The sequence below is a fragment of the Nonomuraea sp. NPDC001684 genome (assembly GCF_053596515.1).
In genome coordinates this window covers 17,318-41,349 of the sequence record NZ_JBSFGJ010000009.1, presented here as the reverse complement: position 1 = coordinate 41,349, position 24,032 = coordinate 17,318, and the positions used below count along the sequence as shown (strand labels likewise).

Sequence of the window (24,032 nt, the reverse complement as noted above, 5' to 3'; positions counted from 1 at the left end):
GGGGCGCCAGAGCATCCAGCCACGATTGAGGTTCACATGGTCGAGATTGCACCTAGCTGGACGGCGGCTCTCAAGTACTACGAGGAGCTCTTGGCGCGTCATCTCGGCGTGGCAAGGCAGCAGTCATGGACCATTGTCCTGCCGGCCAAAGTTACGTCGCAGCAAGCCGTCGCCGAAATCGTCAGCGATGGCCGCCCCTTCAGAGTCGAACGCGGACATATTGGCGAGTACATGGACTACCATGTGGCCGATATTGTCATTGAAAACTTCGGGAAAGCGCTAGTTCTTTACGAGACAGGGTCCCAGCTCGCCTATGAACGGGTGACAGAAAAGCTGAGTACCCTGGGTGATGTATACGCCATCTACTGGGACACGCACGCTAACAACAGCCTTCGCCTTGCCCGGGCGGGCGAGATCCTCTTGGATCTTGACATTCTTGAACGCCAAACGTGGCCTTCGGAGAGCGTCAATATCCTGAAAGAGCTACGAATCTTCGATGCGACGGATAATGTACGGGCAGCTGCCATGGCCGTGCTGGATACCCGGTCAGGCTTCCGGCTCACCGATGAATGGCTGGAAACAACTCACGATTCCGCCATCTTCCAATGGCACCCATAACCAGGGGCTCTGACGTGTGAAAGCGGGCCTGACCACTATTTGTGACCAGCCCTCCAAGTTCGGTCCTGATTGCCTTAACTGTAAAGAACAGCACGCGACCGACTGGAGGACCTGGTCGCCGGCAGCAGCTGGGCCGCCAGCGCCGGTTCACCAAGGTGGCCGCCACGACGTGGCCTGCGGTGCTCGACCACGTGGACAGCCCGCAGGAGCTGGTGCATGCCGCCGATAAGGCGATGTTCCTGCTGTTGTACGGCTGCGCGGAGAAGCTGCTGCGCCGCGCTCTGGCCGCCGACCCTCATGCCGCTGACGGTCGGGCATCACAGGTGCTGAGTGAGCTGCTGGCCCGACAAGGCCGGATCAAGGCCCTGCGTGCCCTGGCCGACAGCGGAGACATCGTCGCCGCCGACAGCCTGATGCTGCTGCTGGTCAACCGCGGCCGCGCCGACGAGGCCATGGCACTGTGCCTGCGCGCGGGCAGAGCCAGGCTTGCCCATCCCTGGGTCGTCGCCAATCTGCTGGTCGAGCAGGGTCGAGAGGAGGACGCGCTGTCCTTCTGGCGTGCCCTCGCCGACAATGGGGACCCCGAAGCCGCTAATTCGCTGGCTGCGCTGCTGGCCGATCTGGGCCGACTTGATGACCTGCGCGCCCTGGCCGATGACGGTAACGACCTAGCTGCCCACCGGCTCACCGAACTCCTGGTCGAGCAAGGCCGGATCGAGGCCCTGCGCGCCCTGGCCGACGACGGCTTCCCCTACGCCGCCGACCAGTTGGCCAGCCTGCTGGTCAAACGAGGGGCGCCAGACCAGGCGATCGCTGCCCTGCGCGCCATCCCCGCGGTGGGGCGCCATCCCATCGTCGCCACCAGGCTGGGCGAGCTGCTGCTCGAGCAGGGCGAAGTGGACCAGGCCATCGCCGCCTTGCGCGGCCTTGCGCACACGGGTGATCCTTCTGTCGTCCGCCGGCTTCTCGAACTACGGGTGAAGCACGCCCCGTTGCGGGAACTGAAGGCCCTCGCCGAAACCGGCCGCGGCATGATCGGTGAACTGATCAACCTGCTCGCTCGGTGTGGCCGCGTCGACGACCTGCGCGTCCTGGCCGAGAAGGGGCATCCTCATGCCGCGCAACGGCTGGCTGAATGGCTGGCCGAGCAGGGCCGAACGGAGGAAGCCATTGCCCTCTTGACTCCTGTGGCCACCGAGGACCGGCCGAACGCCGTGGCATGGCTGGCCCGGCTTCTTGCCGAGCAAGGCCGCATCGGCGAGCTGTGCGACCTGGTCGAATCCGGTCACTTCACCGCGGGCTACCAGCTGGCCGAGCTAGGCCGCATCAACGAGCTCCGCGACTTGGCCGCCAGAGGCAACCACGTCGCGGCCGCCCTCCCGACCGACCTGTTCGGTCGGGAAGGCCGCATCGACGAGCTGCGCGAGCTTGCCGAGCAGGGCTACTACCCTGCCGCCCGGTGCCTCACCGAGCTGCTGGCCGAGCAAGGCCGTATCGCCGAGGTGCGCGAGCTCGGCATGGCGGGCCACGCCGACGCCATCCTCTGGTTGGCCAAGGCGGGCCGGACAGAAGATCTGTACCTGCTCGCCGGGGCGGGCGAGGACGGCGCCATCGGGCCGCTCGCCGCCCTGCTGGCCGGGCAGGGCCGGACACAGGAATTGCGTACTCTGATCGAAGCTGGCCACTACGAGGCTGCTCAGGAGCTGGCCGCGCTGCTGGCTGAGCAGGAGCAGGCCGACGAGCTGCGCGCCCTGGTCGACATCGGCGCGCCCTCCGCTGCCACTCGTCTGCTGAACCTGCTCATCAGGCAGGGGCGAGAGGACCAAGCAGACATGATCGATCGTTTCGGACTGCCGCTCCCAGATGACGCGTAACGGGCTGGCCTTGTACGACGGCACGCGTGTGGTGCTGCGGCAGCGCGGACAGGTCACCCGTCAGCTGCCGACCGAGCAGGTGTTCCCACGGGAACCGTTGCCCGGTGGGAGGCAGCAAGCGTCCGAAGGGGGCCAGAGCACTGGCATGGAGCCTCGCTCAAGCCGCCGGAGCTGCAGGCGCCCCCGAACGCGCTTACCGCCGAACTGCTCGCCGCCCGTAGGCATGTCCCCGCCGAGGTTGACCGGACGGTGCTCGGCACCGCCAACACCCGTCTTCGCAGCGCGTGGACGCCCTGACCGATGCCACTACCTCGGCGACGTAGTGCGCGAGCGCCGCTGCGAGGCGACCGCGCCAAGACCGCGCCGACGACTGCAGGGCCGACCACCGGTGCTGTTCCGATTCGCTGGCTACAGCAAGGCGGGGGCGGGTAGATTGAACGACATGGAAGCCGAACGTGAGATCTGCGAGACCGAGGAGAACCAGGTCTACAGCGATGAGCAGCGCGCCGCCACGCTGGCCACGCTCCGCGACATCATGGGCAGCCCGCCCCCGGCCGACATGCTTGCACTTCACGAGCGGCGCGACGAGGAATTCGCCGCGCGCCGCGCCGCGCACGCCGCCTGACGTGCTCGGCCGCGTCCTGGACTCCAGCGCGCTCACGGCCTGGGGCCTGCGTTCCAGCGCGTACGTGGACGCCGTCGTCTGGTCCCGCGCAGAGCACCAGGGCTACGTGGTGCCGCTCATCACGACCTCCGCTGCGCTCACCGCGGCGATCGCCCAGCTTCCCGACAAAGCCGTCCCGGTGCTGGACGCGCTCGTCGGCATGGACATCACCATCGTGGAGTCCCTCACCGCCGGCAGCGCTCCAGCCGTGGCCGAGATTCTGCGCACCGTCGCACCGTACGCGGCCGCGCAGGCGGTGACGGCCGCGTCCGTGGCCTACGCGGCACGTCGGCGCGCACTGCCCATCGTGACAGCCGACCCGGTCCCGCTCCGAGCGCTGTGGCCGGCAGCGGAGATCGATCTGATTCCTTAGCCTGCGTGTAGAGCGAGCCTCTTCCAACGGCGACAGCACACAGGCAGACCAGCACGACCCGCGACCAGCTCGACGCCGACGGCCTGCCGAGCTGGTGCACCGAAGGATCATCTCGCGCGGCAGCCTGCCCCCAAAGACGCGAAGGCGCCGGCAAGGAGCCACGTCAGCGCCGAGCATGAGGGCATGATGGACGAGTACCGGCTGGTCCTCCTGGCGATCGAGTTCGGGGACGGCACTGCTACCGCGATCTCGGCGAGCCTCCCGGTGGTCCCCCGTGGCTGAGCGCCCGGTCCGGCTGATCATCGCCGACGACCACCCAATCGTCCGCGGCGGCATCCGCGGCATGCTCGCCACCGACCCCAGCTTCGAGGTGTGCTCGGCGAGGCAGGCGACGGCGCGCAGGCCGTCGAACTGGCCCGGGCTTTGGAACCTGATGTGATCTTCATGGATCTGCGCATGCCGAGAATGGACGGTGTCATCGCCATCAGGAAGCTGGTCGAGCTGGATCTGGCCGCTCGTGTGCTGGTCCTGACGACCTACGGCACCGACCGCGACGTCATCCCCGCCATCGGGGCTGGCACCACCGGCTACGTCCTTAAGGACACCGCCCCCGACGATCTCGTCCGTGCCGTCCGTACCGCGGGCGCGCGGTGGGGCCGTGCTGTCGCCCTCGGTGGCCACCCGCCTCCTCGGCCAGGTCCGTACCCCCCGCCGACCCGCTGAGCGCCCGCGAGCTGGAGACCCTCCGGTTTATCGCCGACGGTCACACCAACCCGGGAGGCCGCCGCCCACCTGTTCATCAGCCAGGCGACGGTCAAGAGCCACGTGCGGCACATCTTCGCCAAGCTCGGCGTCAACGACCGAGCCGCCGCCGTCGCCACCGCCTTCCGCTGCTGTCTGCTCACCACCGACGACAGCCGCTGATGACGATGACAGGCCTGGTCGCCGCGCTCACTTGAGCGCGTTCTCTGCTGCAAGGTGGAGGCCTTGCAGGTGACAGTGCCGAGCGCTGCCGTGCCGTGGGGGTCATTGCGGCACGGCAGCGGGGTCACACGAGCAGGCCTCCTCCACCACACCGGTTTGAAGGACGGAGAGTTCGAGTCGCAATTCCCGTCGCTCTGATGCGAATGGTGAAGGGCACTGGCACTCGTTGCGCTTTCTACGGCTGAATGTAGCCCGTGGCCGTGATCAGTGAACCATCGTTCCCGTTCCGAAGCTCGACGCGGCACGAGCCTTGGTTCCCGACTTGGAACACGTAGCTCTTGACCTCGTTCACCGCGGCGGTGAAGGCACCTTCGTCGCCGAACCAGCGGCCCGCCGAGCAGTACAGGTGGAAGTCGTAGCGGCCCGATCCGGGCGCGGTCCTGTAAAGCTGAGCCCGATAGTTGGGCGACCAGCCGCTCCAGACGATGCTGGCGCAGAGAGTGCCCTCCGAGAAGCTCACACACGAGTCAGTGGCGGCGTTCGCGGGAGACGCGCCCACGGTGATCCCTCCGGCGATGGCCAAGGCGGCAAAGCCGGCCGCGAGCGTGCGTCGGGTGATTCCCATCGTTGCTCCTTCTCCTGGGTTGACGATCGTGACGGGCTCGGACCCGTCCTTCCGGATTTCTGACAAGCTGTCTCTCGTTGGGGGCGCCTGAGGGCATCGTCAGCACCCGTAGCCCCGGATTCCAGGCTGCTGTGCCGGTGAACAAGCTCCCCGGCAGACATCGCCCTGCTCATCTCTGCCCGAGATCATTGTGAGCGCTGACCGGCCGCACCGCCTGTCCCGTATTCGCCGGGCAGACAGGGCCTGTCGCACCACGTACCTCGAGGTGTTTTGCACCACATACCTGGGCGGACGGTCCTGGCGGGCCAGTGCTTCCTTAGCCTGCCAGGAGAGCGAACCTTCCAATGGCGACAGCACCCAGGCGGACCAGCACAACCCACGACCAGCTCGACGCCGGCAGTCTGCCGAGCTGGTGCACCGAAGGATCGCCTCGCGCGGCAGCCAGCTCCCAAAGACGCGAAAGCGCTGGCAAGGAGCCACATCAGCGCCGAGCATGAGAGCATGATGGACGAGTATCGGGTGGTCCTCCTGGCTCCCGACTTCATCCCCGAGGAGTTCGGCAGCGACTTCGTCGACGCTTGTGAGGCACTGGGGTTGCCACCGCGCCCCGGCGGCTACACCCTCTACCTGCTGGATGAACTCAACGTCCGTACCACCCTCGTCGGAGCAGGCGCAAGCGTGGCGCTGCTCCGGGATACCTGGCCTGATCTGCGCCCCGATGATCCTGGCTGGATCGTGGCCGACCAGGCCGCGGTCGTGGGGCTGCTGGCAGGCCCGGACCTGGTCGCCGCGCGCGGTGGCTGGCCCGTGGAGCTGGGCGGCGACCCTCGCTGCCAGTTCTGCCGGAACCCCGAGGCGGCCTGGATCTACGAGGGCGCCGACGTTCGGGTCGCGCTGGAAGAATCGCCGCTGGGCATCGGCCCGCTGAACGTGGCCGGTGCCGAGGTCGTCGGCGTCATGGACTGGGCGACCTGCCGGGCATGCCACGAGCTCATCCAGACCGGTGGCCACCGCGCCTACGACCAGCTGCTGCACCGCTACGGCAGCGAACTGCCACCGATGCCGCTTCAGGTCGCATGGCGCGGGTTCTGGGTCAACCACCGGCGGCGAGCCCTGCCCTACCCTGGCCCGGAATGGAGCCCGGTCCGGCGGCGGATGATGGCCCACGCCATCCGCTCGCGGTGGTCGGCCTGGCGTGAGCGTTTCCCCCTCGACGGCGTCACCTTCAGCAGCGAGCCGCTGCCGGAACTGGCCGGCATGTCAGCCGCTCTGGACGCCGCACGCGCCTACCTGCAGGAGCCGCCGCCCTACGGCCGGATCCGCCTCTACCTCGACAGCGAGCAGCGGCCCGAAGTGGTGCGCGCTGAAGGCCAGGATTGGAGTCTCATCGGCGGGCTCGGCTGCGATCCGGCGGCCTTCGTCCTCCTGGACGCCGTCCCTGAGGCTCTGCATCCAGCACGCGGGGCCAGGACCACCGCCCTCCTGCATGCCTTGGCCGACCTCGCGCGGGCTCAGGATGAGGCAGTTCATCGTCGTTGAGAGCTCGCCATGCTCGGCATCGAGGTCGCGCCGTCTACTCCTGGCGGGGGTGGCGCAGATGTCCCATCTCTCGTTGCAGGACACGTCCACCCGTCATGACCGTACGAGGGCGCTCGCCCGCGGTCTCGAGAAGCAGCGGACGGGGATAGGACGTGTCCGAAGCCCGTGGACTTCTACGCCGGCCCGGAGGAAGAAGGATCTTCGCATGCTGCCGGGTTCCGCCACTTGCCGGCGCGCGCGGAATAGTCGGCCAGGGGCCGCTCGCGGCCAATAGGGCTTGGTCTGCCGGTTGGGTGTCGCTCAAAGAGAGAGGCGCCCAGATTCTCTGACACCGCCATACCTGTGCCACGATCGCTCACAGAGCGAGCTCAAAGTCAGTGCGTCCGGGGAATGCATGGGGGCTCACTGTCGCTTGCGTTTGAAATGTTTCGTCTCGACGTCAAGCAGGTAGACGTCACGATATTTGTTGATCCAGTCGTCGTCGAATGTACCGATTGTCTCAAAGAATGGACCGGTGGACGTGCCGTCAGCCCGGACCACCACGCTTTCGTCTCTTTCCTTGACTCGCGTGTGGATCACTAGTTCCCATAGACACCAGCAGTCGCCCACTGCAGTGATTCGCCATTCTTTCGGTTCTCCTTCTGCAAGAAACGTGGTTCGAGAAGAAAACAGTGCAGAGAGCGTCGAATCATCGTTGACCACCATGGGTTTGGGCTGATCGTTTCCGGACTTGAGACTGAAGACAACCGTCTCAATCGGCTCGCCACCCTGGGCAGGAACTTGCAACAATGCGCCACGGGGAAGATCTAGCCGCTTCTTGACCCGCAGTTCGATGCCGGTGATCAGTGCAGGCAAGCGCCGGTTCCCGGTGAGAGTAAGCAGGTAACTTCCCGCCCACCCCTGATACTCGGCTTTTATGCTGCCATTGAAGAATAGCCTTCGGCCATTCATTGCAGCGAGCATGGGCGTCCACTTCTCCGGGCTCGACCATCGCGTATTCTCGATTTGAGCCTTTTGTGTTGCTGTCAAGGGATTCGGGAAGACCCAAGTGAAGCCTGCGTCATCGGAGCTCGCCTCCTTTACTCTTGCGATAAGCGAAGGGCCTTCGCCAAGCTCACGATCCTTTGCGTTCTCAGCCCCCTTCTGGGCACGTCCCTCTTGAAACGGAGCTATGATCACCGCTACAGCCAGTAGCGCCAGCCCCACACCTACGCTCATCAAGACCTGGAATTTACGCTCACTGAACCAAGGCTTCGATTCTGACGATTGTCCAGCAGTCGAAGACGCTGATTTCTGTTGTGGCCTTGAGTCGCCACGGCCAGAACGGTTGCGCCTTTGGCGTTTCTTGGCTGTCACGCAATTCTCCTTCCAGTCGCCTACGTAGTTCTGCGACGGAAAGATCAACGAGGGCTGTGGGACGATGTTAGCCCGATCCTCGAAGCGAGCCAAGAGCGGCGCAGAAGCTTCGAGCCATTTCGGCCTCTTTGGGCGAGACAAACCCGAACGTGCGGGCGCCGACAGGGGCAGATTCACGCACTCATTCAGGGAAGGGCGAAACAGATGCCGTTTCCTGCCGTAATGCACCAAAAGTACCGGTTGAACAGGGCTTTGTGAGGCATACCCCTGGTCAGGGTCCTGCGCACCGCCCGTCTGGCAATGACGACGAGACGGGGCACGTTCGTAGGTCACTCAAGAGCGGCAGCCCGTCCTACCGATGGCCCAGACTGCCCGAGCACAGCGGGAGGCGGCGCACAGCGAAGCTGACCCTGGCTGGCGATGGCCGTACGAGATCGGCGGACCCTCCAGGGCGGCAAATCGGTTGCCCAGAAACGAACGGGCCATACAGAATCGCCACCGTGATCTCTCAATGTCGCGACCACCACCCTCCGGACATCGCCGGCCACATTGAGGATCTGCCTTGCACTACGCCATCGGTGACTACAACCCCGAACACGAGAGCGCCTGGCTGCGCTGCCGCGTTCTGTCCTTCCTGACAACCGCCTACTTCGACGACGTCGTTACGAGCAAACCCGCGATCCTAGCTCCCGGGTTCGAACTCATCGCACAGGACGGCGGCACTCTTGCCGGAATCCTCGACGTCGCCATTGACGGTGAACTGGCGACCGTTGAAACCATCGCGGTGCATCCTGACCATCAACGTCGGGGCATCGGCCGCGCTCTCCTCGGCCAGGCCCGTGCCCGAGCCCGCAAGCTCGGCGCACGCACGCTCGACGCCTGGACGAGGGACGATCCGGCAACATTGCGCTGGTATCGAGCCAACGGCTTCACCGAGAGTGAGCACTACCTCCACGTCTACGCCAACTACTACACCGAATCCGGAGAGCCGGACCGGGCCATTGGTGCGCGTCAACCGGGACTACGGCCCATGGCGATCTTCGCGCATGCCAGCTTGCAGGACGAGCACACGATACGCGCGCAGTTTGCCCGAGTTCACGTCTGTCGGCGCTTCGTCTCAACGCTCTGAAGCACCCCCCGACGTCGTCGGCGTTATGGACTGGACGACCTGCCGGCCCAGTAATCACATACGGCTTGAACCGCACGAATGGAGCCTTCGGCAGACGCAGGCGGAGCACAGCCACCTGATGCCGCAACACAAGCATCTCCGCGTCCTTGGACAGCCGCGCTCGGGCAAGCAGCGCGATCCAGCCGATTACCCCGTATGGCGATCAAGTACAGCAGCCGCAGAGCCCTCCTGCGATCCTGGCGGAACTGAGCCGCTGAGCGCGGCAAATCCCCGATCAAACCCTGTGACCCAGTTTTCGGCACCCACGCCCTTCTGGATCTACACCGGCCAAGTCAAGGAACAACCAGCCGCTCAGCCACGGCTGCTCCATCGGTCAGGTGCAGAATCTCACCGACGGCGTGCTCGGCGTGACGCGCGGCGGCTACGTCTGCTACTGACCGCGCCCTCGACCTGTCACGGGGGGCCGCTCCCCGCGGTAAGCCGATCGCGCACTGTGGCCGCCCGGCTCGCCGCAGCCCGGAACTCCTCCTCGCGTCCCAGGAGTTCGAGGACCTCGGCGAGGGTGTCCAGCATGGTCGCGAGGTCCGCGTCGTGCGTAGCGGGTTCGTCGTGGGCCAGCCGTTCCAGGATCTCGGTGGCCCATCGCGCCGGTGCCAGCGCCTGGGCCGGGCTGAACCACCGCAGGTTGGTCGCCAGGAGGTGCAGGGTCGCGGCGAGGGCGAGGTCGTTCGCGTGGTGGCCATCCCGTACGAGGTGCTGGTAGATGCGGGCGGCCTCGTCGGCCGTGGCGGCGGCCCCCTCATGGCGGCGCATGTCTCCGGCCTTGTGCGCCTGGCGTTTCAGCGCGGCCGCGAGGTAGTCCAGATGCTCGGGCGAGCCGCCGCACGCCAGCCGACGACGAACCGCGATGGCCTCCTCGCCGGCGGCCAGGGACTGCCACGGCCGGCCCATGATCCACAGCGCTTCCGCGATCGTCTTCAGCGTGACGGCCAGGCCGTGATCACGCTCGTGCGCGTCACCGCGGGAGCGCCGACGGTAGGCCGCCGCGATCTGCTCCAGCAGGGCGACGTTCTCCTCCCGCGCCTGGTTTTCGTAGGCGCCCACGGGGTGCTCATCGGAGGTCTGGCCCAGCACGTTGAAGGCCATCGTGGTCAGCGTGGCGTAAAGGCAGTACTCCAGCTGGTGGCTGCTGTCCCTCCGATGAAGTTCGGCGGCGAACTCGCCCATCATGTCGAGTGCTTCGTCCCACCTGCCCAGCATCCCCAGGATGCTGCCGCTGGCCATCAACTGGTCGATCCAGTCGTCGTTCTCGATGCGTCTGAGGAGGTCGGCGTGAACGCGCTGCACGGCCAGGACAAGATCCCATTGTTCCAGCCGGCGCAGATAGAAATTGAGCACGTAGAGGGTGCCGGACACCGCGATCGCCCGGGTGACGGGGACGTCCCGCGCCTCCTCGTGCAACACCGCCAAGGCTGTCTCCAAGCCGGTCTCGACGTCCTTCCCGGTGCCTTGGAACCAGATCAGGCCGAGAACCACCGCGGCCGTGTCCTCAAAGGCGGCGCTGCCGTCGGGGTCCTTGAGCCGGTCCAGCCGGTGACGGATCCGTACAGCCTCCTGGAACGCGGCGCGCGCCGGTTCGGCGCGGCCCAGCCGCATCAGCACCCCGGACTGAATGGTCAGCGTGCTGTGCAGGTTCTCCTCATGGACGGACTTGGCCGGGTGCTCATGGACGAGCTTGCGCAGCATCTCCACGGACTCGCGGGCCAGGGCTTCGGCCTGCTCCGGTTCCGAGGCCACCAGGTTCCCCGCCAGGCCCCCCAAGGCGATCGCGACGTGGTCGAGCGACTCCTCGTCGAGGCCGTCCCTCTCGTGCACCAGCCGGCCCATGATCTCGACGCCCTCTCGTGCGAGGGCCAGTGACTCCTGCCCCGCTCCGAGGTGCGGCCCGCACAGGGCGGCCACGAAGATCGCGACGGCTAGGTTCCACTGGTGTTCCGTAGGATCGTCGTCGGCGAGGCGGCGGTAGATCTCGATGGCCTCCCGGAACGTCGCCAGCACCTCGTCCGGCTGGGCCCGGTCGGATCGCAACGCGTCGCCGCCGGCTGTCAGCGTCGCCGTCGCCGGCCAGTCGTCCACGACGATGTTCCCGACGAGCAGGACCATCGCCAGTCCGAACGCCGACTCGGCGAGCCTGGGGTCGAACGTGCGCGGGTCGGCCGCGGCCAGCGGCCGGTACAGCGTGATCGCCTCGGTGAGCGCGGCAGCCGCCTTCTCCTTCTGGCCAACCTTGGAGAGCCGCTGGCCCAGGGCCTGATACATCCTGGCGCGGGCGGCAGGGTCACTGAGCGTCGGCAGGCGGTGACGGGCGAGGTGCTCGGTGAGGGCGGCGGCGGCGACGGCGAGGCCATCGGGCGCGTCGTCCGGTTCCTGGGGGAGGAGCCGTTCGAGCGCTTCCAAGGTGGGGTTCAGGTGGGGCCAGCGTTCGGCGGCCGCGGTGAGAAACGTGATCGTCCGGGCGGCGTACGGCGCCAGCGCCCCGTCACCGGGTGCGCTGAGCAGCGCCTCGGGGACGTCGGCCGCCCATGCCTCCGGCAGCTGCTCGGGCAGGTCGTGGCCGGGTAGGCACAGGGCCAGGAAGTCCTCGGCGAGCCGGTCGGGATACAGGGGCTCCAGCACGGTCCGGGGGTCAGCGGGCGGGTAGCAGAAGGTGTGGTCGGCCAGCACCCGGTCGGCGTCGCCGCCGACGCCCACGGTGTCCAGGACCGCTTTCGCGTCCTGGTAGCCGAGGGGGCCGGTGAGCACCGCGGTGAACACGGCCCGGCGCATCCGCTCCGGGGGCGTGCCGAACGCCGTGCGCGCACCCGCCAGAGGATCGGCGGTGCCGTGCAGGGCGTGCCAGTGGTGGCTCTCACGCTCCAGCAGGTAGACGGTCAGCGCCGGCATGTCCTCGTGCGGCCCGGCGGGCTGGGGCGCACGGCGCGCATGGCGGTCGACGGCGACCAGCGCCGCGGTGTGGACGGCGAGGGTGAGGCCGAACTCCGCCCGTCCCAGCCAGTCGGGCACGCCGATTACCGAGGCGTCGGGCAACCCGTAGCAGCGGGCGAAGCAGTCACGGGCGGCCACGAACATGCCGGCGCGGGCGTCCTCGGCGCTTGGCAGCGCGCCAAGCTCACGGGCGGTGCAATTCCCGGCCGGCCAGCCGGCCTGGACCAAGGCGTGGCGCAGGGCGGGCCAGACATGCTCGTTGCGGGCGAGGAGCAGCACCCGTACCGGCACGTCCTGGTCGAGGACCTTGTTGCTGACCAGCCACGTCAGGTGGGCGAGGGGCCAGCGGTCGGCGTAGTCGACCAGCATCAGCAGCCCGCGGGCGGCTCCGAGGCGCAGGTCGTGGCTCGTCTGGTCCTCGGCATCGACCACCAGGGACGCGGCGTGCTCGGCGACGATCACCTTCCACCCCTGCCGGGCGGCCGACGCGGCGACGTGACCGGCCAGGCGCGTCTTGCCCTGGCCGCCGGGGGCGTGCAGCCAGCGAACCGCGCGGCCGTCACCGCTGTCGCGCCACGCGGTCAGCTCGCCGACCTCGTCGGCGCAGCCGGTGAAGTCCACGATCGCGTGGCGGGCGTTGAGCAGGTGGCTCGGCTGGGCGGGCAGCCCGTGGCGGTCGCGCGCGACATTCGAGGCCGTGCGTCCACCGGCCTCCCTGAGCAGGTAGACCGGCCTGCCGTCGCCGAAGACGTGCAGGTCGGCGCCCATCACGCCGTAGCCGAAGCCGGCCTCCACCTGTACGTCCTGGCGGGCGTTGAGCCCCCTTTGACCGAACAGCCCGTCCGTCACCGTGCGGGGTCCGCGCCGCCGTCCGCCCTGTCCTGCTGCCGGGCGGGGGCGTGGTCGTGGTAGATGAGGTCGCCTCCCTGGACGGCGAAGCTGCGAGCGTTGTCGCGGGTGATGTTGTACTGGTTCTGCTGCACCTGCCGGTGCTCGGGCAGGGTGTCCCGGATGTGGGAGATGAGCTGCCGAAGCTCGGTCTCGGCGCCGGGATGTTCCTTCAGCAGCCGCACCAGCTCCATCTGCCAGAGCGGCAGCAGCCGTCGCCGGGCCTCATCGGGGTCGCCGTCCTGCTCCACCAGGCCGACGTTGCCGTCCAGCTGGGCCTCGATGGCCGCCTGACGCTGGGGCCCCTGCCGGCCGAACAGCCTGGCCATGCCGTTGCGGGCCCCCTGCCAGGCATCGGTCGCCATCGCCTCCACCAGGGCCGCACCGCCACTGGCGGCCAATGCCGTGAGCGCTTCGGTCAACATCGGCTGCTCCTTTGTCTCATGCCCCTACGGCGGTGCGGACGGAAACCCCGAATCCAGCTCAATACTGACCGGGCACGGATGGACGCGTCAGGGAAACGACCAAGAACGCGCCGCCGTCGGAAAGCGCCTACCAGAACGCGCTCACTGTCCTCCACGCCCGTGCCCGTCCACGACGATGACGGCCACCGGCCGGCAGGGACTCGACACCGCGGCCCCGACCAGACCGCGGCGGTAACGTCTGCTCCCGACGCCCACGGAACGTGATCGAGAACTTCCGCCCAAGGAGAGCGAGCCGCACATGACGGTCGGCAGGTGCACCCACGACATCGAACTGCACGATCACACCGTGACGAAACGCTATGCCTCGTGGGAACGCGGAGAACCGCGCCGGGAGTGGACCGCCCTTTGCCTGCTCGCCGAACATGCACCGGGCCTGGCTCCCGAACCGGTCGAAGCCGCCCTCGAGTCCGACCCTCCGCTGATCGTGATGAGCCGGCTTCCCGGCCAGGTCGTGCGCGGCATGAACGCCACCGGTGAGCAGATCGCGGCCATCGCCGCCGCGCTGAACCGGCTGCACCAGATCCCTCGCGCTGTCGTGGACGGCGTCGCGTCCGCCCCTTGGGGGCCAGCGACGGCGGTGCGCAAGATCCGCGCCTTGGCCGATGCACACCCCGATCTCGGCCATGATGGGCTCGTTCGGGAAGCCTTCCGCGTCGGGGCCGCGTGGGTGAACTCCAACGCTCCCGACCAGCTCCTGGCCAATCCGTTCCCGCCGGTCCTCGGCCTGGCCGACGGCAACCACGCCAACATGCTGTGGGACGACCTCGATCGAACGGTGCGACTGATCGACTGGGAAGACTCAGGTCGCAACGACCGGGCCTTCGAGCTCGGGGAGCTCACCGAGCACATCTCCCGGCTCGACGGGACGCTCGATATCGGCCTGCTGCTGGACAGCCTCGACCTGACCTGGCAAGAAGCCGAGCGCGTGCACAGCTTCCGCCGCCTGATCGCCCTCGGCTGGTTTCTCCAGCTCGGGCCCGACGGACCGGCCACACCCCACAACCCGCCCGGCACCCTCCAACGCCAAGCTGAGCGCATCCTCCGCCTCTTCACCTGACCAGGACCCCCATACGAGAGACGGCCCAGCAAGGCGGGCACAGCAGACTCTGAGCAGGGGACGGGGGTCAGGTGCGCAGCACGGTGGCCACGGCGTAGGCCAGATGATCGGCAGCTCCACGGGCGGCTGCCGGCTGCCGGGTGAGTGCACCGCCATCATGCATAAGACTCGCCAAAGCGATGGAGTGGGGCATCACCCGAACGTCAGCGACACCGTCCTCCCGAAGAACCTCACGAACCTCGGCCAACTGGTGAGGGCTGATGTGGTTGGGGGTGCGGGAGATGAGGATGACATCGGCCGGAACGGGCAGTAGGCGGAGCTGGCGGGTGATCTCGTGGGCCACCACGGCGGGCGCGAGCGGATGATGCCGCGTCAGCAGCAGGTGGTCATACGACTGGGTGAGGTCGTCGCTGGCTTCCAGCGCGGCCGCCCAGACCGGGTGGTAGTCCTGCCACAGCTTCTCGCCCCACCGCGCAACGGCTTCCCCGTCGATGTGACCGAGGAACTCCTCCACATAGTGGGCGTCGGCGACCGTTGCTCGCCGGTCATCGACCGGTCCATCTGGCTCGTCATGAGCTTCCATCCAGTGGCGGGTCGCGCGCTGCCACAGGCCGGGGTGGCGTCGCTGCCCTTCCTTCTGGAGGAAGGCCAGGAAGTCCTGCCGCCAGGCGCGAGGGTCGGTCTCGCCGTCCTCCAGGCGCTCGTCGGCGCTCCACACCAGCTCGGCTACGTCGTCGGCGTCGATGGACGCTGCGGGCAGCGAGTCACGCCACCATTCGTCGACCTCGTCCGGATCGTGGATGTCATAGACAGCCGGGTCGCCGTCCTCGTCGCGGTCCAGCACGTAGCACGCGAAGGCTAGGTCCAAGAAGTCCAGCAGGTGCCGCATCGGGGTGGTGCGGGTGAAGCCGGCGAACCGTTCATCCAGCCAGGCCATCAGCTGCACCCAGTCCGGCCGAAGGTCCACCACTTCCGTGCTGGTCCACGGCATCGAGCCCGGGACCAGCGCAATGACTGCGTCTGCGGCGTCGAGCACGGCCTGGTGCTCTAGCCGGAATCCGGCGTCGACGACCACGACGTCGGCCCGGCCGCGCGCGTCGTCCAGCGCGACATCCAGCGCGACATCCAGCGCGACATCTTGGGCGTCGGCCAGCAGCCCGACGGTGATGGGCAACTCAGCCGTCAGATCCTGCCACTGCCCAGGTGCGGAAGGCGGCACGAGCCCGAACCGGTGCAGACCACTGTGGTCGTCGGCGAATCCGAGCAGCGCGACGCTGGTGCCGCCACGGGCGAGCGCGGCCGCCAGCGCCAGAGCGCTGGTGGTACAACCCAGTCCGCCGCGGCCGTTGCCGGAGACCACCGCCACCACCCCGCGCACCCGCTCACGTCCGCCGATCGGACGCGCCCGGATCTGCTCTGGACGAGGCCCTTCCACCTCACACCGAGAACCGCCGGCTCACTGCGCCAGAGATCCGTAAGCTCTTCCACGGGGCGGATCCAGACCTGGTCGTCGACCGTCAGACCGGCCGGGCCCGGCCCCTGTGGCGAGCAGCCAAGATCGTGCATACCCTCACCGACGCCGACGTGCACACCGAGGCCAAGCGGTTCATCCGCGGGGATCAGGGCATCGCCAACGTGCAGCCTCACCGCTACGCCGGCCTCATCGGCATCCTGGTCGACCTACCGTGGCGGTGGACCAAGCCGGAGACTACCGACACCGCCCGCAACGCCTGGCGTAACGGCGGCGTCCTATCGGAGGAAATTTTCGACGCCTGGGACAGCCCCGTCTACGAACGCGTCGACGAGCTCATCAAGCTGGCGGAGGCCGACGACATCTCCGCCAGAATCACCCTGCAGGTCCTGGCTGGCACTGCCCTGCTGGCTGACGGCATCCTCACTCGCGACCGTGGCAGCAAGCTCGGCTCGGACGGAGTGACCTACCGCGCCACCCCACCGGTCCTGCTGTCTTCCTGGGCCGCCACCCGACATGGCCGCCTGCAGGCTGGTCAGATCATCCGCACATTCGACCACACCCGCGCCGGCGGTTCTGGGACCGGCCGCATGACTGGCGCCTCCTACACCTACTACCTCGTTGACCAGAGGGGGCGTCCGATCCGGTCCGGTCAGGGCGTCACGGATCTCCTCGAAGGGCACCTGTTCGAGCAGGCCGACCCCGAACGGGCCGCTGAAGGGCGCAAGAAGATCCGTGAGGATAAGCAGGCCGCCAAGCTGTCGCGTGAGGAGAACAACGAGAACCGCCGCTCCACGATCAACGACCTCATCGGGCGCGCCGCAGCCGCCGTCGAACAGCTGACGGGCGAGGTGTCCGACTACCCGGCCAAACTGACCGAACACCCCTTCGGCCGTCGGGCTGACTGGAAGCTCATGGTCGACAAAGCCCGTGAACTCGGCGACGCCCTGCTGCTGCTGCAGGCTCCCCCCCGCTGACCCCGAGCCCCGGCTGTTCGACGACGAGGATGACGAATGAGCACCCGTCCACGGCGTCTGGCTGCCAGCCACCCCACCGCGGTCATGTGGCACCGGCTTCTCGCCTCCACCCCCGTCAGCCGCGCCCTCACTGCCCCCGGCACAGCCCATCTGCAGCCTCTGGCCTGGCCGCTACCAGTGCGATTGCCAGCTGACCTGCCGCATGGCCCGCTGCTTTACCTCACCCTCGATGCCCAGGGCGGCTTCCGCTACGTCGGGCGCACCATCCAGCCTCTGGCCATCCGCATAGGCCGACACCGAAACGACAGACCTGAGATCGCCAGTAACTGGTGCTGGGCACTCGTCGCCGACATCACCCTTGGTGCCGCGGCCGCTGCCGAGGAATGGATCCGCGCTACCCTCCAGCCCCCCCGACAACCGCATCCGCGCCTCAGGCTGGAGCTCCCCCCGGCGGACCTGAGCTTCCCTCATGTCTGCCTGGGCCGCGTGCCGTGAACAAGGTGCAGGTAGGATGCGCGCGTTGAGGGCGGCGCACCAGTGCGCCGCCCTCAACGATCACCATCGTGATCGGTGCCTGCACGCTGCTCGCGGCGGCGATCACCTGGGCGGTCACCCGCCGCCGACCCAACTCATCCACCCGAGGCTGACCACGCCCCAGCCCGCCGCCCGGCCGCCGCCGGTCTCTGCGCGCACACCGGCCGCGCCCGCCTGGGCTACGACCGGGCCCGCGTCCTGCCGGAGAAACACGCCGGCCTCGATCTGCACCAGCTGTGCCACAGTGCCGCCACCCACCTCGGGGACGCGGGGATCCCGCTGCAGCTCATCATGGGCAGGACCCGGCACAAGAACCCCCGCGCTGCCATGCGCTACGTCAAGCCTGGGCCTGAGGCAATCGCCAAGGCCACCGAGGTCCTGGCGCCCCGCCGCCGCACCCATTGATCAACTGGGTGGCGGCTCCGATACCGATGGTATCTTGGGTTCTTGGTGCCTTCCCGCAGGTCAGAGGCCGATGATCTTGTCAGGCCCGTAAGGCGCGTTAAGTCGAAGTCGGGCCTGGGTGTTCGGCAGAGCTCACGAGGCCGGTTAGGGCAATATCAGAGGCTGGCTGTCTGGTCAGATGCTGCGCCGGCGGTACTGAGCGAGTCGATGTATCCGACGCACGGCTGTACTGGTCACGGTCGATAGGCGGTGGAGGTGTCGGCTCATCTGGCGGCGGGCCATGTGTCGGCTGTCAAACTGGATGGTCGGGTGGTGTGGCTTGCGGGGCATCCAGGGAAGATCGAACCGAATTTTGGCGCTAGCGCCGACCGGCTCGCCAGTCACTCAGAATGCTGAGGGCAGCGCGGGGAACGAGGGCGGACTGCCATAGGCGGTGGAGGGTGCTTCGCCGATTGGTCGGTCAGCCCGTGGACGTAAGTCGCCGATGGCGGCATGCCCGATCAGCCGAGCGTGACAACTCTTCGAAGGCCTGTGGCGTCTCACTCTTGTCACGATCCATCCCCCGAGGAGTCTTTGTGCTCAGACGCCTGCTCGTGTCCACTCTCCTGGCCGGTTCCGCCCTGGTCGCTCCTGCCGTGGCCGCCGTGCCCGCTTCCGCGGCCGTCCACGTGAACGCCGTTGCCGCCTCCTGCTACCGACAGGTCGGCTCCCACTGGGAGTGCATCACACCGGGCGCCTTCTGCCCGAAGGCGGCGCACGGGAGGTACGGGTACGCGAAGGTGACGAAGGTCCGCTACAAGTGCACCTACAAGAGCTATGACCCGTACTGGCGGTGGCGGCGCGCCTGAGGCAAGTCGTACGCCACGAAGCCCTCGCCCGAACCCTGGTATGAGCCTGGGGCGGGCGGGGGCTTTCTCTTGCTGGCGGCCCGAGGCACCGTTCCAGGCGCGAGCCGGATGGTGGTCTTGCCACGGAAGCCTGGGGCTCGTGGCGATGACGGGATCGGGAGCTTGGAGGACCAGCTGCCGGAGGGCGGCGGAATCGCAAGGAAAGCGTCACAGCGTGACCAGCCGCGAAGGCGGGGTCTGCGGTCAGGGGTCGGCGAGGTTGCCTTCCCCCGGTGCGAGGCTCGATCAGGCCGAGAAGACACTGATCACCTGGCTCCCCTGGCAACGGCCGGAGTGACTGTGGCCAGGAGTGAATTCCAAGGCGCCCCCTTGTGCCGTCAGCGCCTACGCCACTGATGACCCGTGCTGCGCCGGAAGCTTCCTGGCCGCTCGGCTGGTCGGGCGTCCGACTCTTCGGCCGGTCCCGGCCGGCCGAGCAGCCAGTCAGCGTCAGTTCGTGGGCTTCGTGGTCGCAGCTAGGGCTGGGCTGGCGGGACGGGCAATGGCGCGTTGGGGCAAGCGGCGGCGATGGACGTCAGCGTGTCCTTCTCTCGCTGGTCGGCCGACAGGCCCCAGTGCCGTTTGATCGCGGTCCACTCGCTGATGTAGCGGCAGCGGACGGCGTCGATGGGGAGCCAGTCGGCCGGGTCCTTGTCGGCTTTGCTCCTGTTGGAGCGGGCGGTGACCGCGACCAGGTGCTCGGGAGCGTCCAGGTAGTTGGCGTACGCTTCGCGCCGGGCGGCGCCCCAGCTGGAGGCGCCCGAGTCCCACGCCTCGGCCAAGGGCACGAGGTGGTCGACGTCGAGTTTGCCGGCGTCGTCGACGACGGTGTCGTCGTAGTAGCTGTACCAGGCGCCGCCGGATAGCTTGCACTGCGCGCCCACCGTGGGGGCGTCGATCGCCTCGGAGATGAGCACCTCGTATCGGGCTGAGCAGCCGTTACCGTCGGCGTCGACCCAGTGCTTGAAGCTTGTGCGCTTGTAGCCGTCACGGCTCTCGGTCGCGACGGGCAGGTCGGCGACGGCCTGGTGCAGCAGTGGGGGCGGCGCGGCCAGTGCCTGGGACGCCGTGGCGATGCCACTGGGGGGTGCCGCTACGGCGGTAGCGGGGGCCGCGGTGGTGATGGCGGCGGTGATGAGAAGTGTGCCAGCAAGGAATGCCGCACGGCGTAGGGGGAGATGCACGTGTACCCACCTCTGTTCACTGATCACTTAGCGTAGCTATTGTGTACGCTAAGCAATCACTCGGTGGGTGCGACGTCTCTAGCGCTGCAGAAACACTCACGTGTCACTGGCGCCACCTTGTGTCCTCTTCTGCTTTAGGGTCTCGTTCGTCATCGCCCCTGCCTTGATGATCGGCAAGGCACTGAGGAACGCGGCCGGGTGACGCTCTCAATTCTCATGGGTGGCCTGGAGGGAAACACTGCTACCTCTCAGGGGCCCGAATTTTCACCTTATGAGCGCTGTAGGGGAGGATGGGGCCAGACACATCCAGTCGCGCCTGGCCCTTTCCCGCCCGTGACGGCTAACCTATTGTCATCCGGTGCACCCACAGCACGAGCGAGACCGCTCCCGCCGTGGCGAATACCAGGATGCCGAGGCGGACGGTGCGGCGTGTGCTTGCGAGGCTGCTACGCACCGTCCGCCCAACTTCGCTGATCATGAACGTTCTCCAGTCGGGATCTTCATCCGGCATGCCTTCCTCCTTTCGCATGGATCAGCTTGCACGTACGGGCAATAACGTAGACGGTGAACACGATTTCCACCACCTTCACCGAACGCTATTCTGGTGAACTCAGCGACATCCTCGAGGGAAGCTTCTATACCGCTGGGGGATAAATGATATCCGTATGTGGAATTATGTCGAGATCTTGACATGTCAAATGCTAGGCACTTCCTATATGCTCCGTTGCACTCTAGGAGGTGGATGATGGCCGGACATGAGGACGAGGTGGAGCTGTCACAGGCGCGGATCCTGGGTGCTCGCAATAGTTCTACGCTGCCTGCGCGGGCACTGACTGCAGTCAGAGAGGCAACACGCATTTCGACGATCCACATCGCGGTCTACCGCAACGGCACCCCTGTGACGTTTCGGTACTACGCCGTAACGTGCACCTACAAGATGCAGGAAGAAATCAAGATCACTAATCGGGATGGCAGTGAAGGGAAGATCACTAGACCGATAGAACGACAGGAAGAGACTCACTTATGGGAGATTCAGGGCATCCGTCGCACTCGCCCTGAAACGTCAGGTTCATGGGTCTATGCTGACCCTCGTTCCGCCGCGTCCGCTTTTGCCTATCTTCTTATGACACCCGCGGGGATGTGGGAGGAGGACGAAGCAGGAGAAATTGTGGATCTCCGTGACATGCTCGGCAAAGTACTTCAGCTGGCAGGAGTCCGCACCACCGGAGCTGTTCCTAGTGTCCCATTGGACGATTCCGATACAAAGGCTACCAGGCTAGCAGAGCTTGCCACAACAGCCGTAGAGGCAAAGAAAGGCGACGTTTCACCCCGCATCCGGAAAAGGATTGCAGTAGCTCTGCACGAAGCCGGGGAGAGGAATATACGCCGCATAAGCAGCCTCACAGGCCTGTCGCGCGAAACTGTCTACAAGGCGTTACAGGACGAAGGTGTCGAGCGCTAATTTCTCACGTCTTGCAACTCAGTGCGCGAGAGAGACCCGGTAAAAAGATTTGGCGTTGCGGCGCCAGCAGTCCGACTAGTACTACAGCGAGCTTTTGAGATCTGTAGCGTTGGGGCATGCTGGAGGACTTAACCGCTGCTGATCTGCAGGAGTGGGTTGCTGGGCTGGATGTGCTGTTCGGGCGGGTGGCCGGCCGGTTCGCGCGAGTGGAGCCGCGTCGGCAGGCGCGGGCCTACCTGCTGGGATTGCTGGCACCGATCGAGCGGAAGAACAGCTGGCAACTGGCCGAGGCGGCCGGGGACCCAGCTCCGGATCGCATGCAGCGCCTGCTCAACAGCGCCCACTGGGACCCCCATCAGATGCGTGTGGACCTGCGCGAGTACGTGATGGAACACCTCGGCCACCGCGACGGCGTGCTGATCGTGGACGAGACCGGGTTCCTCAAGAAGGGCGACAAATCGGCCGGGGTGCAGCGCCAGTACTCCGGTACCGCAGGCCGGGTGGAGAACTGCCAGGTGGGCGTCTTCCTGGCCTACGCCTCCCCGCTCGGGCGGGCACTGATCGACGCCGAGCTGTATCTGCCCAGGTCCTGGACCGACGATCGTGACCGCTGCGCCCGGGCCGGCATCCCGGCCGGCGTGTCCTTCGCCACCAAGCCGGCGCTGGCGCGCACGATGCTGGCCCGCGTGCTGCAGGCCGGCTTGCCGGTGTCGTGGGTCACCGCAGATGAGGCCTACGGCCTGGACTTCAAGTTCCGGCGTTTCCTGGAAGAACACCGCCTCAGCTATGTGGTGGCGGTGCCCAAGAGCCAATGGGTCGGCACCGACTGGGGTGGGGATCGCGCCGACACCGCCACCGCCCAGGCCCCCGCCGAGGCGTGGAAGCGCCGCTCCTGCGGCCGCGGCGCCAAAGGCGAGCGGTTATATGACTGGGCACTGGGATCGGTGCGTTTCGAGGTCGAGCCCGGCTATCAGCGTTGGTTGCTGGCCCGGCGCAGCCTGACCCCCAACACCAAAGGCGAACGGGAACTGGCCTACTACCTGTGCTACGCCCCGGCCGGCACCAGCCTGGAGGAGCTCATCGCCGTCGCCGGCAGCAGGTGGGCCATCGAGGAATGCTTCCAGAGCGCCAAGAACGAGACCGGCCTGGACCACTACCAGGTCCGCCGCTACGACGCCTGGCACCGCCACATCACCCTGGCGATGCTCGCCCACGCCTACCTGGCCGTCACCGCCGCGCACTGCCCAAAAGCCCGCGCGGGCTGGTCCGCCTCACACCAGCCGAGATCCGCCGTCTCCTGGCACACCTGACCAGCACCCTCGTCCCACCTCTCGCCAAGGTCCTGGCCTGGTCCCACTACCGACGCCTCCATCAGACCCGCGCCAGGGCCAGTCACTACAGAAGACACCGGCTGAAACATTTCGAAAGCCCGCTGTAGTACTAGGGGCTGTTTCTTAGATCTGCTGACCGATCGTGCCCGGGCAGTCACGATGGGCCCATGGGTCGAGGAGACTTAACCAACGCGGAGTGGGAGCGACTGGAGCCGCTGCTGCCCGAAGGTGGCCGGCAGGGCGGCCGGTGGAACGACCACCGAAGGACGATCAACGGCGTGTTGTACCGGGCTCGCACCGGGCTGCCCTGGCGGGACCTGCCCGAACGATTCGGCCCGTGGATCACGGTCTACAAGCGGCACCGACGCTGGTCGGCCGATGGCACCTGGCAGCGATTGCTGACCGCGATCCAGGCCGAGCAGGACGCCCAGGGCCAGGTGGACTGGGACATCTCCGTGGACTCCACCACCGTCCGGGCGCACCAGCACGCCGCCGGTGCGCCTCGCACCCCGCCGCCCGTCCCCGCGCCGCCCGGCAGGCAGGCAAAAGGGGGAGCCTGCCGGGACAAACCGGGGCGATCCGGTGCTGGCCGCACTGGCCACCCGGCTGGCGGAGGTGGTCAGACTGGGGAATGCCTAGGCCGTTCCCGCGGCGGGTTCACCACCAAGATCCACCTGTCGGCGGACGGCAGATGCCGGGCGCTGTCACTGGTCCTGACACCGGGCCAGTACGGCGACAGCCCGCAGCTGGAGCGGGTATTGCAGGCCGTACGGGTTCCTCGGCCGGGGCAGGGACGCCCACGCACCCGACCTGACAGCGTGGCCGCGGACAAGACATACCCCTCCCGCGCCAACCGCCTCTACCTGCGCCGCCGCAAGATCCGCCACACCATCCCCGAACCGCGCGACCAGCGTGCCAACCGTCGCAGGCGCGGCTCTGCCGGGGGACGGCCCACCGGCTTCGACGCCGACCGCTAGAAGGCGCGCAACGTCGTCGAACGGGCCATCAACCGGCTGAAGAACACCCGGGCCGTGGCCACGCGCTACGACAAGCGCGCCTACATCTTCCTCAGCACCGTCACCCTGGCCACCTTGGCCATCTGGCTCCGAACTTGATCTAAGAGACAGTCCCTAGCCCCGAGTTGCGTGGCCTAGCTGCACGCTGCGGCATGTCTTGATAGGCGTCGTGCTGGATAGTGCCCGCACAACGCCCTCCCAAGGTTGGCTGACATAACCTTTTTGCGGCGGACGGCATTGGAACGGGA

The 24,032-nt window shown here is 67.2% G+C and carries 19 protein-coding genes and 2 pseudogenes; 14 read left to right on the top strand and 7 right to left on the bottom strand.

Going from position 1 to position 24,032, the window contains the following annotated elements:
* Positions 1-36: 36 nt before the first annotated feature.
* The 5 genes and pseudogenes from ACWCSD_RS03665 to ACWCSD_RS03645 all read left to right on the top strand — a co-directional run bounded on the left by ACWCSD_RS03665 (position 37) and on the right by ACWCSD_RS03645 (position 4,453).
* On the top strand, positions 37-618 hold the full coding sequence (locus ACWCSD_RS03665; RefSeq protein WP_449912851.1) for a hypothetical protein: 582 nt from the start codon (positions 37-39) through the stop codon (positions 616-618).
* A gap of 179 nt (positions 619-797) precedes the next feature.
* A complete protein-coding gene (locus ACWCSD_RS03660; protein WP_449912849.1) occupies positions 798-2,492 on the top strand; it encodes a hypothetical protein in 1,695 nt (564 codons plus the stop codon).
* A gap of 442 nt (positions 2,493-2,934) precedes the next feature.
* On the top strand, positions 2,935-3,117 hold the full coding sequence (locus ACWCSD_RS03655) for a hypothetical protein (protein ID WP_449912846.1): 183 nt from the start codon (positions 2,935-2,937) through the stop codon (positions 3,115-3,117).
* A gap of 1 nt (position 3,118) precedes the next feature.
* Positions 3,119-3,529 (top strand): hypothetical protein, encoded by a 411-nt coding sequence (locus tag ACWCSD_RS03650; RefSeq protein ID WP_449912843.1) that lies wholly within the window; start codon positions 3,119-3,121, stop codon positions 3,527-3,529.
* 274 nt (positions 3,530-3,803) lie between these two features.
* A pseudogene (locus ACWCSD_RS03645) lies at positions 3,804-4,453 on the top strand (response regulator).
* A gap of 235 nt (positions 4,454-4,688) precedes the next feature.
* On the opposite strand, the gene ACWCSD_RS03640 reads toward ACWCSD_RS03645, so the two are convergent.
* Complete coding sequence (locus tag ACWCSD_RS03640; protein WP_449912841.1) at positions 4,689-5,078, bottom strand: hypothetical protein; 390 nt, start codon at positions 5,076-5,078, stop codon at positions 4,689-4,691.
* 501 nt (positions 5,079-5,579) lie between these two features.
* On the opposite strand from ACWCSD_RS03640, the gene ACWCSD_RS03635 reads away from it, so the two are divergent.
* Positions 5,580-6,617 carry a hypothetical protein gene (locus ACWCSD_RS03635; protein WP_449912839.1) on the top strand — a complete coding sequence of 346 codons (1,038 nt, stop codon included), beginning with the start codon at positions 5,580-5,582 and terminating at the stop codon, positions 6,615-6,617.
* A 402-nt stretch (positions 6,618-7,019) separates the two neighbouring features.
* Here ACWCSD_RS03635 and ACWCSD_RS03630 read toward each other — a convergent pair whose 3' ends face one another.
* Positions 7,020-7,973 carry a hypothetical protein gene (locus ACWCSD_RS03630; protein ID WP_449912837.1) on the bottom strand — a complete coding sequence of 318 codons (954 nt, stop codon included), beginning with the start codon at positions 7,971-7,973 and terminating at the stop codon, positions 7,020-7,022.
* A 562-nt stretch (positions 7,974-8,535) separates the two neighbouring features.
* Between ACWCSD_RS03630 and ACWCSD_RS03625 the strand changes: the two genes are divergently transcribed.
* A complete protein-coding gene (locus tag ACWCSD_RS03625; RefSeq protein WP_449912835.1) occupies positions 8,536-9,102 on the top strand; it encodes a GNAT family N-acetyltransferase in 567 nt (188 codons plus the stop codon).
* A gap of 453 nt (positions 9,103-9,555) precedes the next feature.
* Here ACWCSD_RS03625 and ACWCSD_RS03620 read toward each other — a convergent pair whose 3' ends face one another.
* Positions 9,556-12,936, bottom strand: coding sequence for a hypothetical protein (locus ACWCSD_RS03620; protein WP_449912833.1), 3,381 nt, complete (start codon positions 12,934-12,936; stop codon positions 9,556-9,558).
* Positions 12,933-13,400 carry a hypothetical protein gene (locus ACWCSD_RS03615; RefSeq protein ID WP_449912831.1) on the bottom strand — a complete coding sequence of 156 codons (468 nt, stop codon included), beginning with the start codon at positions 13,398-13,400 and terminating at the stop codon, positions 12,933-12,935. The genes ACWCSD_RS03620 and ACWCSD_RS03615 overlap by 4 nt, the downstream gene beginning before the upstream one ends.
* 298 nt (positions 13,401-13,698) lie before the next feature.
* On the opposite strand from ACWCSD_RS03615, the gene ACWCSD_RS03610 reads away from it, so the two are divergent.
* On the top strand, positions 13,699-14,517 hold the full coding sequence (locus tag ACWCSD_RS03610) for an aminoglycoside phosphotransferase family protein (RefSeq protein ID WP_449912829.1): 819 nt from the start codon (positions 13,699-13,701) through the stop codon (positions 14,515-14,517).
* A 67-nt stretch (positions 14,518-14,584) separates the two neighbouring features.
* Here ACWCSD_RS03610 and ACWCSD_RS03605 read toward each other — a convergent pair whose 3' ends face one another.
* On the bottom strand, positions 14,585-15,886 hold the full coding sequence (locus ACWCSD_RS03605) for a division plane positioning ATPase MipZ (RefSeq protein WP_449912827.1): 1,302 nt from the start codon (positions 15,884-15,886) through the stop codon (positions 14,585-14,587).
* A gap of 191 nt (positions 15,887-16,077) precedes the next feature.
* On the opposite strand from ACWCSD_RS03605, the gene ACWCSD_RS03600 reads away from it, so the two are divergent.
* The 3 genes from ACWCSD_RS03600 to ACWCSD_RS03590 all read left to right on the top strand — a co-directional run bounded on the left by ACWCSD_RS03600 (position 16,078) and on the right by ACWCSD_RS03590 (position 18,752).
* Positions 16,078-16,965 carry a hypothetical protein gene (locus ACWCSD_RS03600; protein WP_449912825.1) on the top strand — a complete coding sequence of 296 codons (888 nt, stop codon included), beginning with the start codon at positions 16,078-16,080 and terminating at the stop codon, positions 16,963-16,965.
* A gap of 570 nt (positions 16,966-17,535) precedes the next feature.
* The gene (locus ACWCSD_RS03595; protein WP_449912823.1) at positions 17,536-17,904 is read left to right on the top strand and encodes a hypothetical protein; all 369 of its coding nucleotides are present in this window, start codon (positions 17,536-17,538) and stop codon (positions 17,902-17,904) included.
* Between the two features lie 575 nt (positions 17,905-18,479).
* Positions 18,480-18,752: a hypothetical protein gene (locus ACWCSD_RS03590; protein ID WP_449912821.1), complete on the top strand. Its 273-nt coding sequence runs from the start codon at positions 18,480-18,482 to the stop codon at positions 18,750-18,752.
* A 515-nt stretch (positions 18,753-19,267) separates the two neighbouring features.
* Here ACWCSD_RS03590 and ACWCSD_RS03585 read toward each other — a convergent pair.
* A complete protein-coding gene (locus tag ACWCSD_RS03585) occupies positions 19,268-19,975 on the bottom strand; it encodes an HNH endonuclease family protein (protein ID WP_449912819.1) in 708 nt (235 codons plus the stop codon).
* A 340-nt stretch (positions 19,976-20,315) separates the two neighbouring features.
* Positions 20,316-20,486 (bottom strand): hypothetical protein, encoded by a 171-nt coding sequence (locus ACWCSD_RS03580; RefSeq protein WP_449912817.1) that lies wholly within the window; start codon positions 20,484-20,486, stop codon positions 20,316-20,318.
* A gap of 231 nt (positions 20,487-20,717) precedes the next feature.
* Between ACWCSD_RS03580 and ACWCSD_RS03575 the strand changes: the two genes are divergently transcribed.
* The 3 genes and pseudogenes from ACWCSD_RS03575 (at position 20,718) to ACWCSD_RS03565 (ending at position 23,883) form a co-directional block, all read left to right on the top strand.
* A complete protein-coding gene (locus ACWCSD_RS03575; protein WP_449912815.1) occupies positions 20,718-21,437 on the top strand; it encodes a hypothetical protein in 720 nt (239 codons plus the stop codon).
* A 116-nt stretch (positions 21,438-21,553) separates the two neighbouring features.
* Complete coding sequence (locus ACWCSD_RS03570; RefSeq protein ID WP_449912813.1) at positions 21,554-22,747, top strand: IS701 family transposase; 1,194 nt, start codon at positions 21,554-21,556, stop codon at positions 22,745-22,747.
* Between the two features lie 188 nt (positions 22,748-22,935).
* A pseudogene (locus tag ACWCSD_RS03565) lies at positions 22,936-23,883 on the top strand (IS5 family transposase).
* Positions 23,884-24,032: the final 149 nt, after the last annotated feature.

Coding starts and splice junctions, on each gene's coding strand:
- ACWCSD_RS03655 (WP_449912846.1), top strand. CDS start 2,935: ATGGAAGCCGAACGTGAGATCTGCGAGACCGAGGAGAACCAGGTCTAC.
- ACWCSD_RS03665 (WP_449912851.1), top strand. CDS start 37: ATGGTCGAGATTGCACCTAGCTGGACGGCGGCTCTCAAGTACTACGAG.
- ACWCSD_RS03615 (WP_449912831.1), bottom strand. CDS start 13,400: ATGTTGACCGAAGCGCTCACGGCATTGGCCGCCAGTGGCGGTGCGGCC.
- ACWCSD_RS03575 (WP_449912815.1), top strand. CDS start 20,718: ATGATGGCCGGACATGAGGACGAGGTGGAGCTGTCACAGGCGCGGATC.
- ACWCSD_RS03635 (WP_449912839.1), top strand. CDS start 5,580: ATGATGGACGAGTATCGGGTGGTCCTCCTGGCTCCCGACTTCATCCCC.
- ACWCSD_RS03610 (WP_449912829.1), top strand. CDS start 13,699: ATGACGGTCGGCAGGTGCACCCACGACATCGAACTGCACGATCACACC.
- ACWCSD_RS03570 (WP_449912813.1), top strand. CDS start 21,554: ATGCTGGAGGACTTAACCGCTGCTGATCTGCAGGAGTGGGTTGCTGGG.
- ACWCSD_RS03580 (WP_449912817.1), bottom strand. CDS start 20,486: ATGCCGGATGAAGATCCCGACTGGAGAACGTTCATGATCAGCGAAGTT.
- ACWCSD_RS03640 (WP_449912841.1), bottom strand. CDS start 5,078: ATGGGAATCACCCGACGCACGCTCGCGGCCGGCTTTGCCGCCTTGGCC.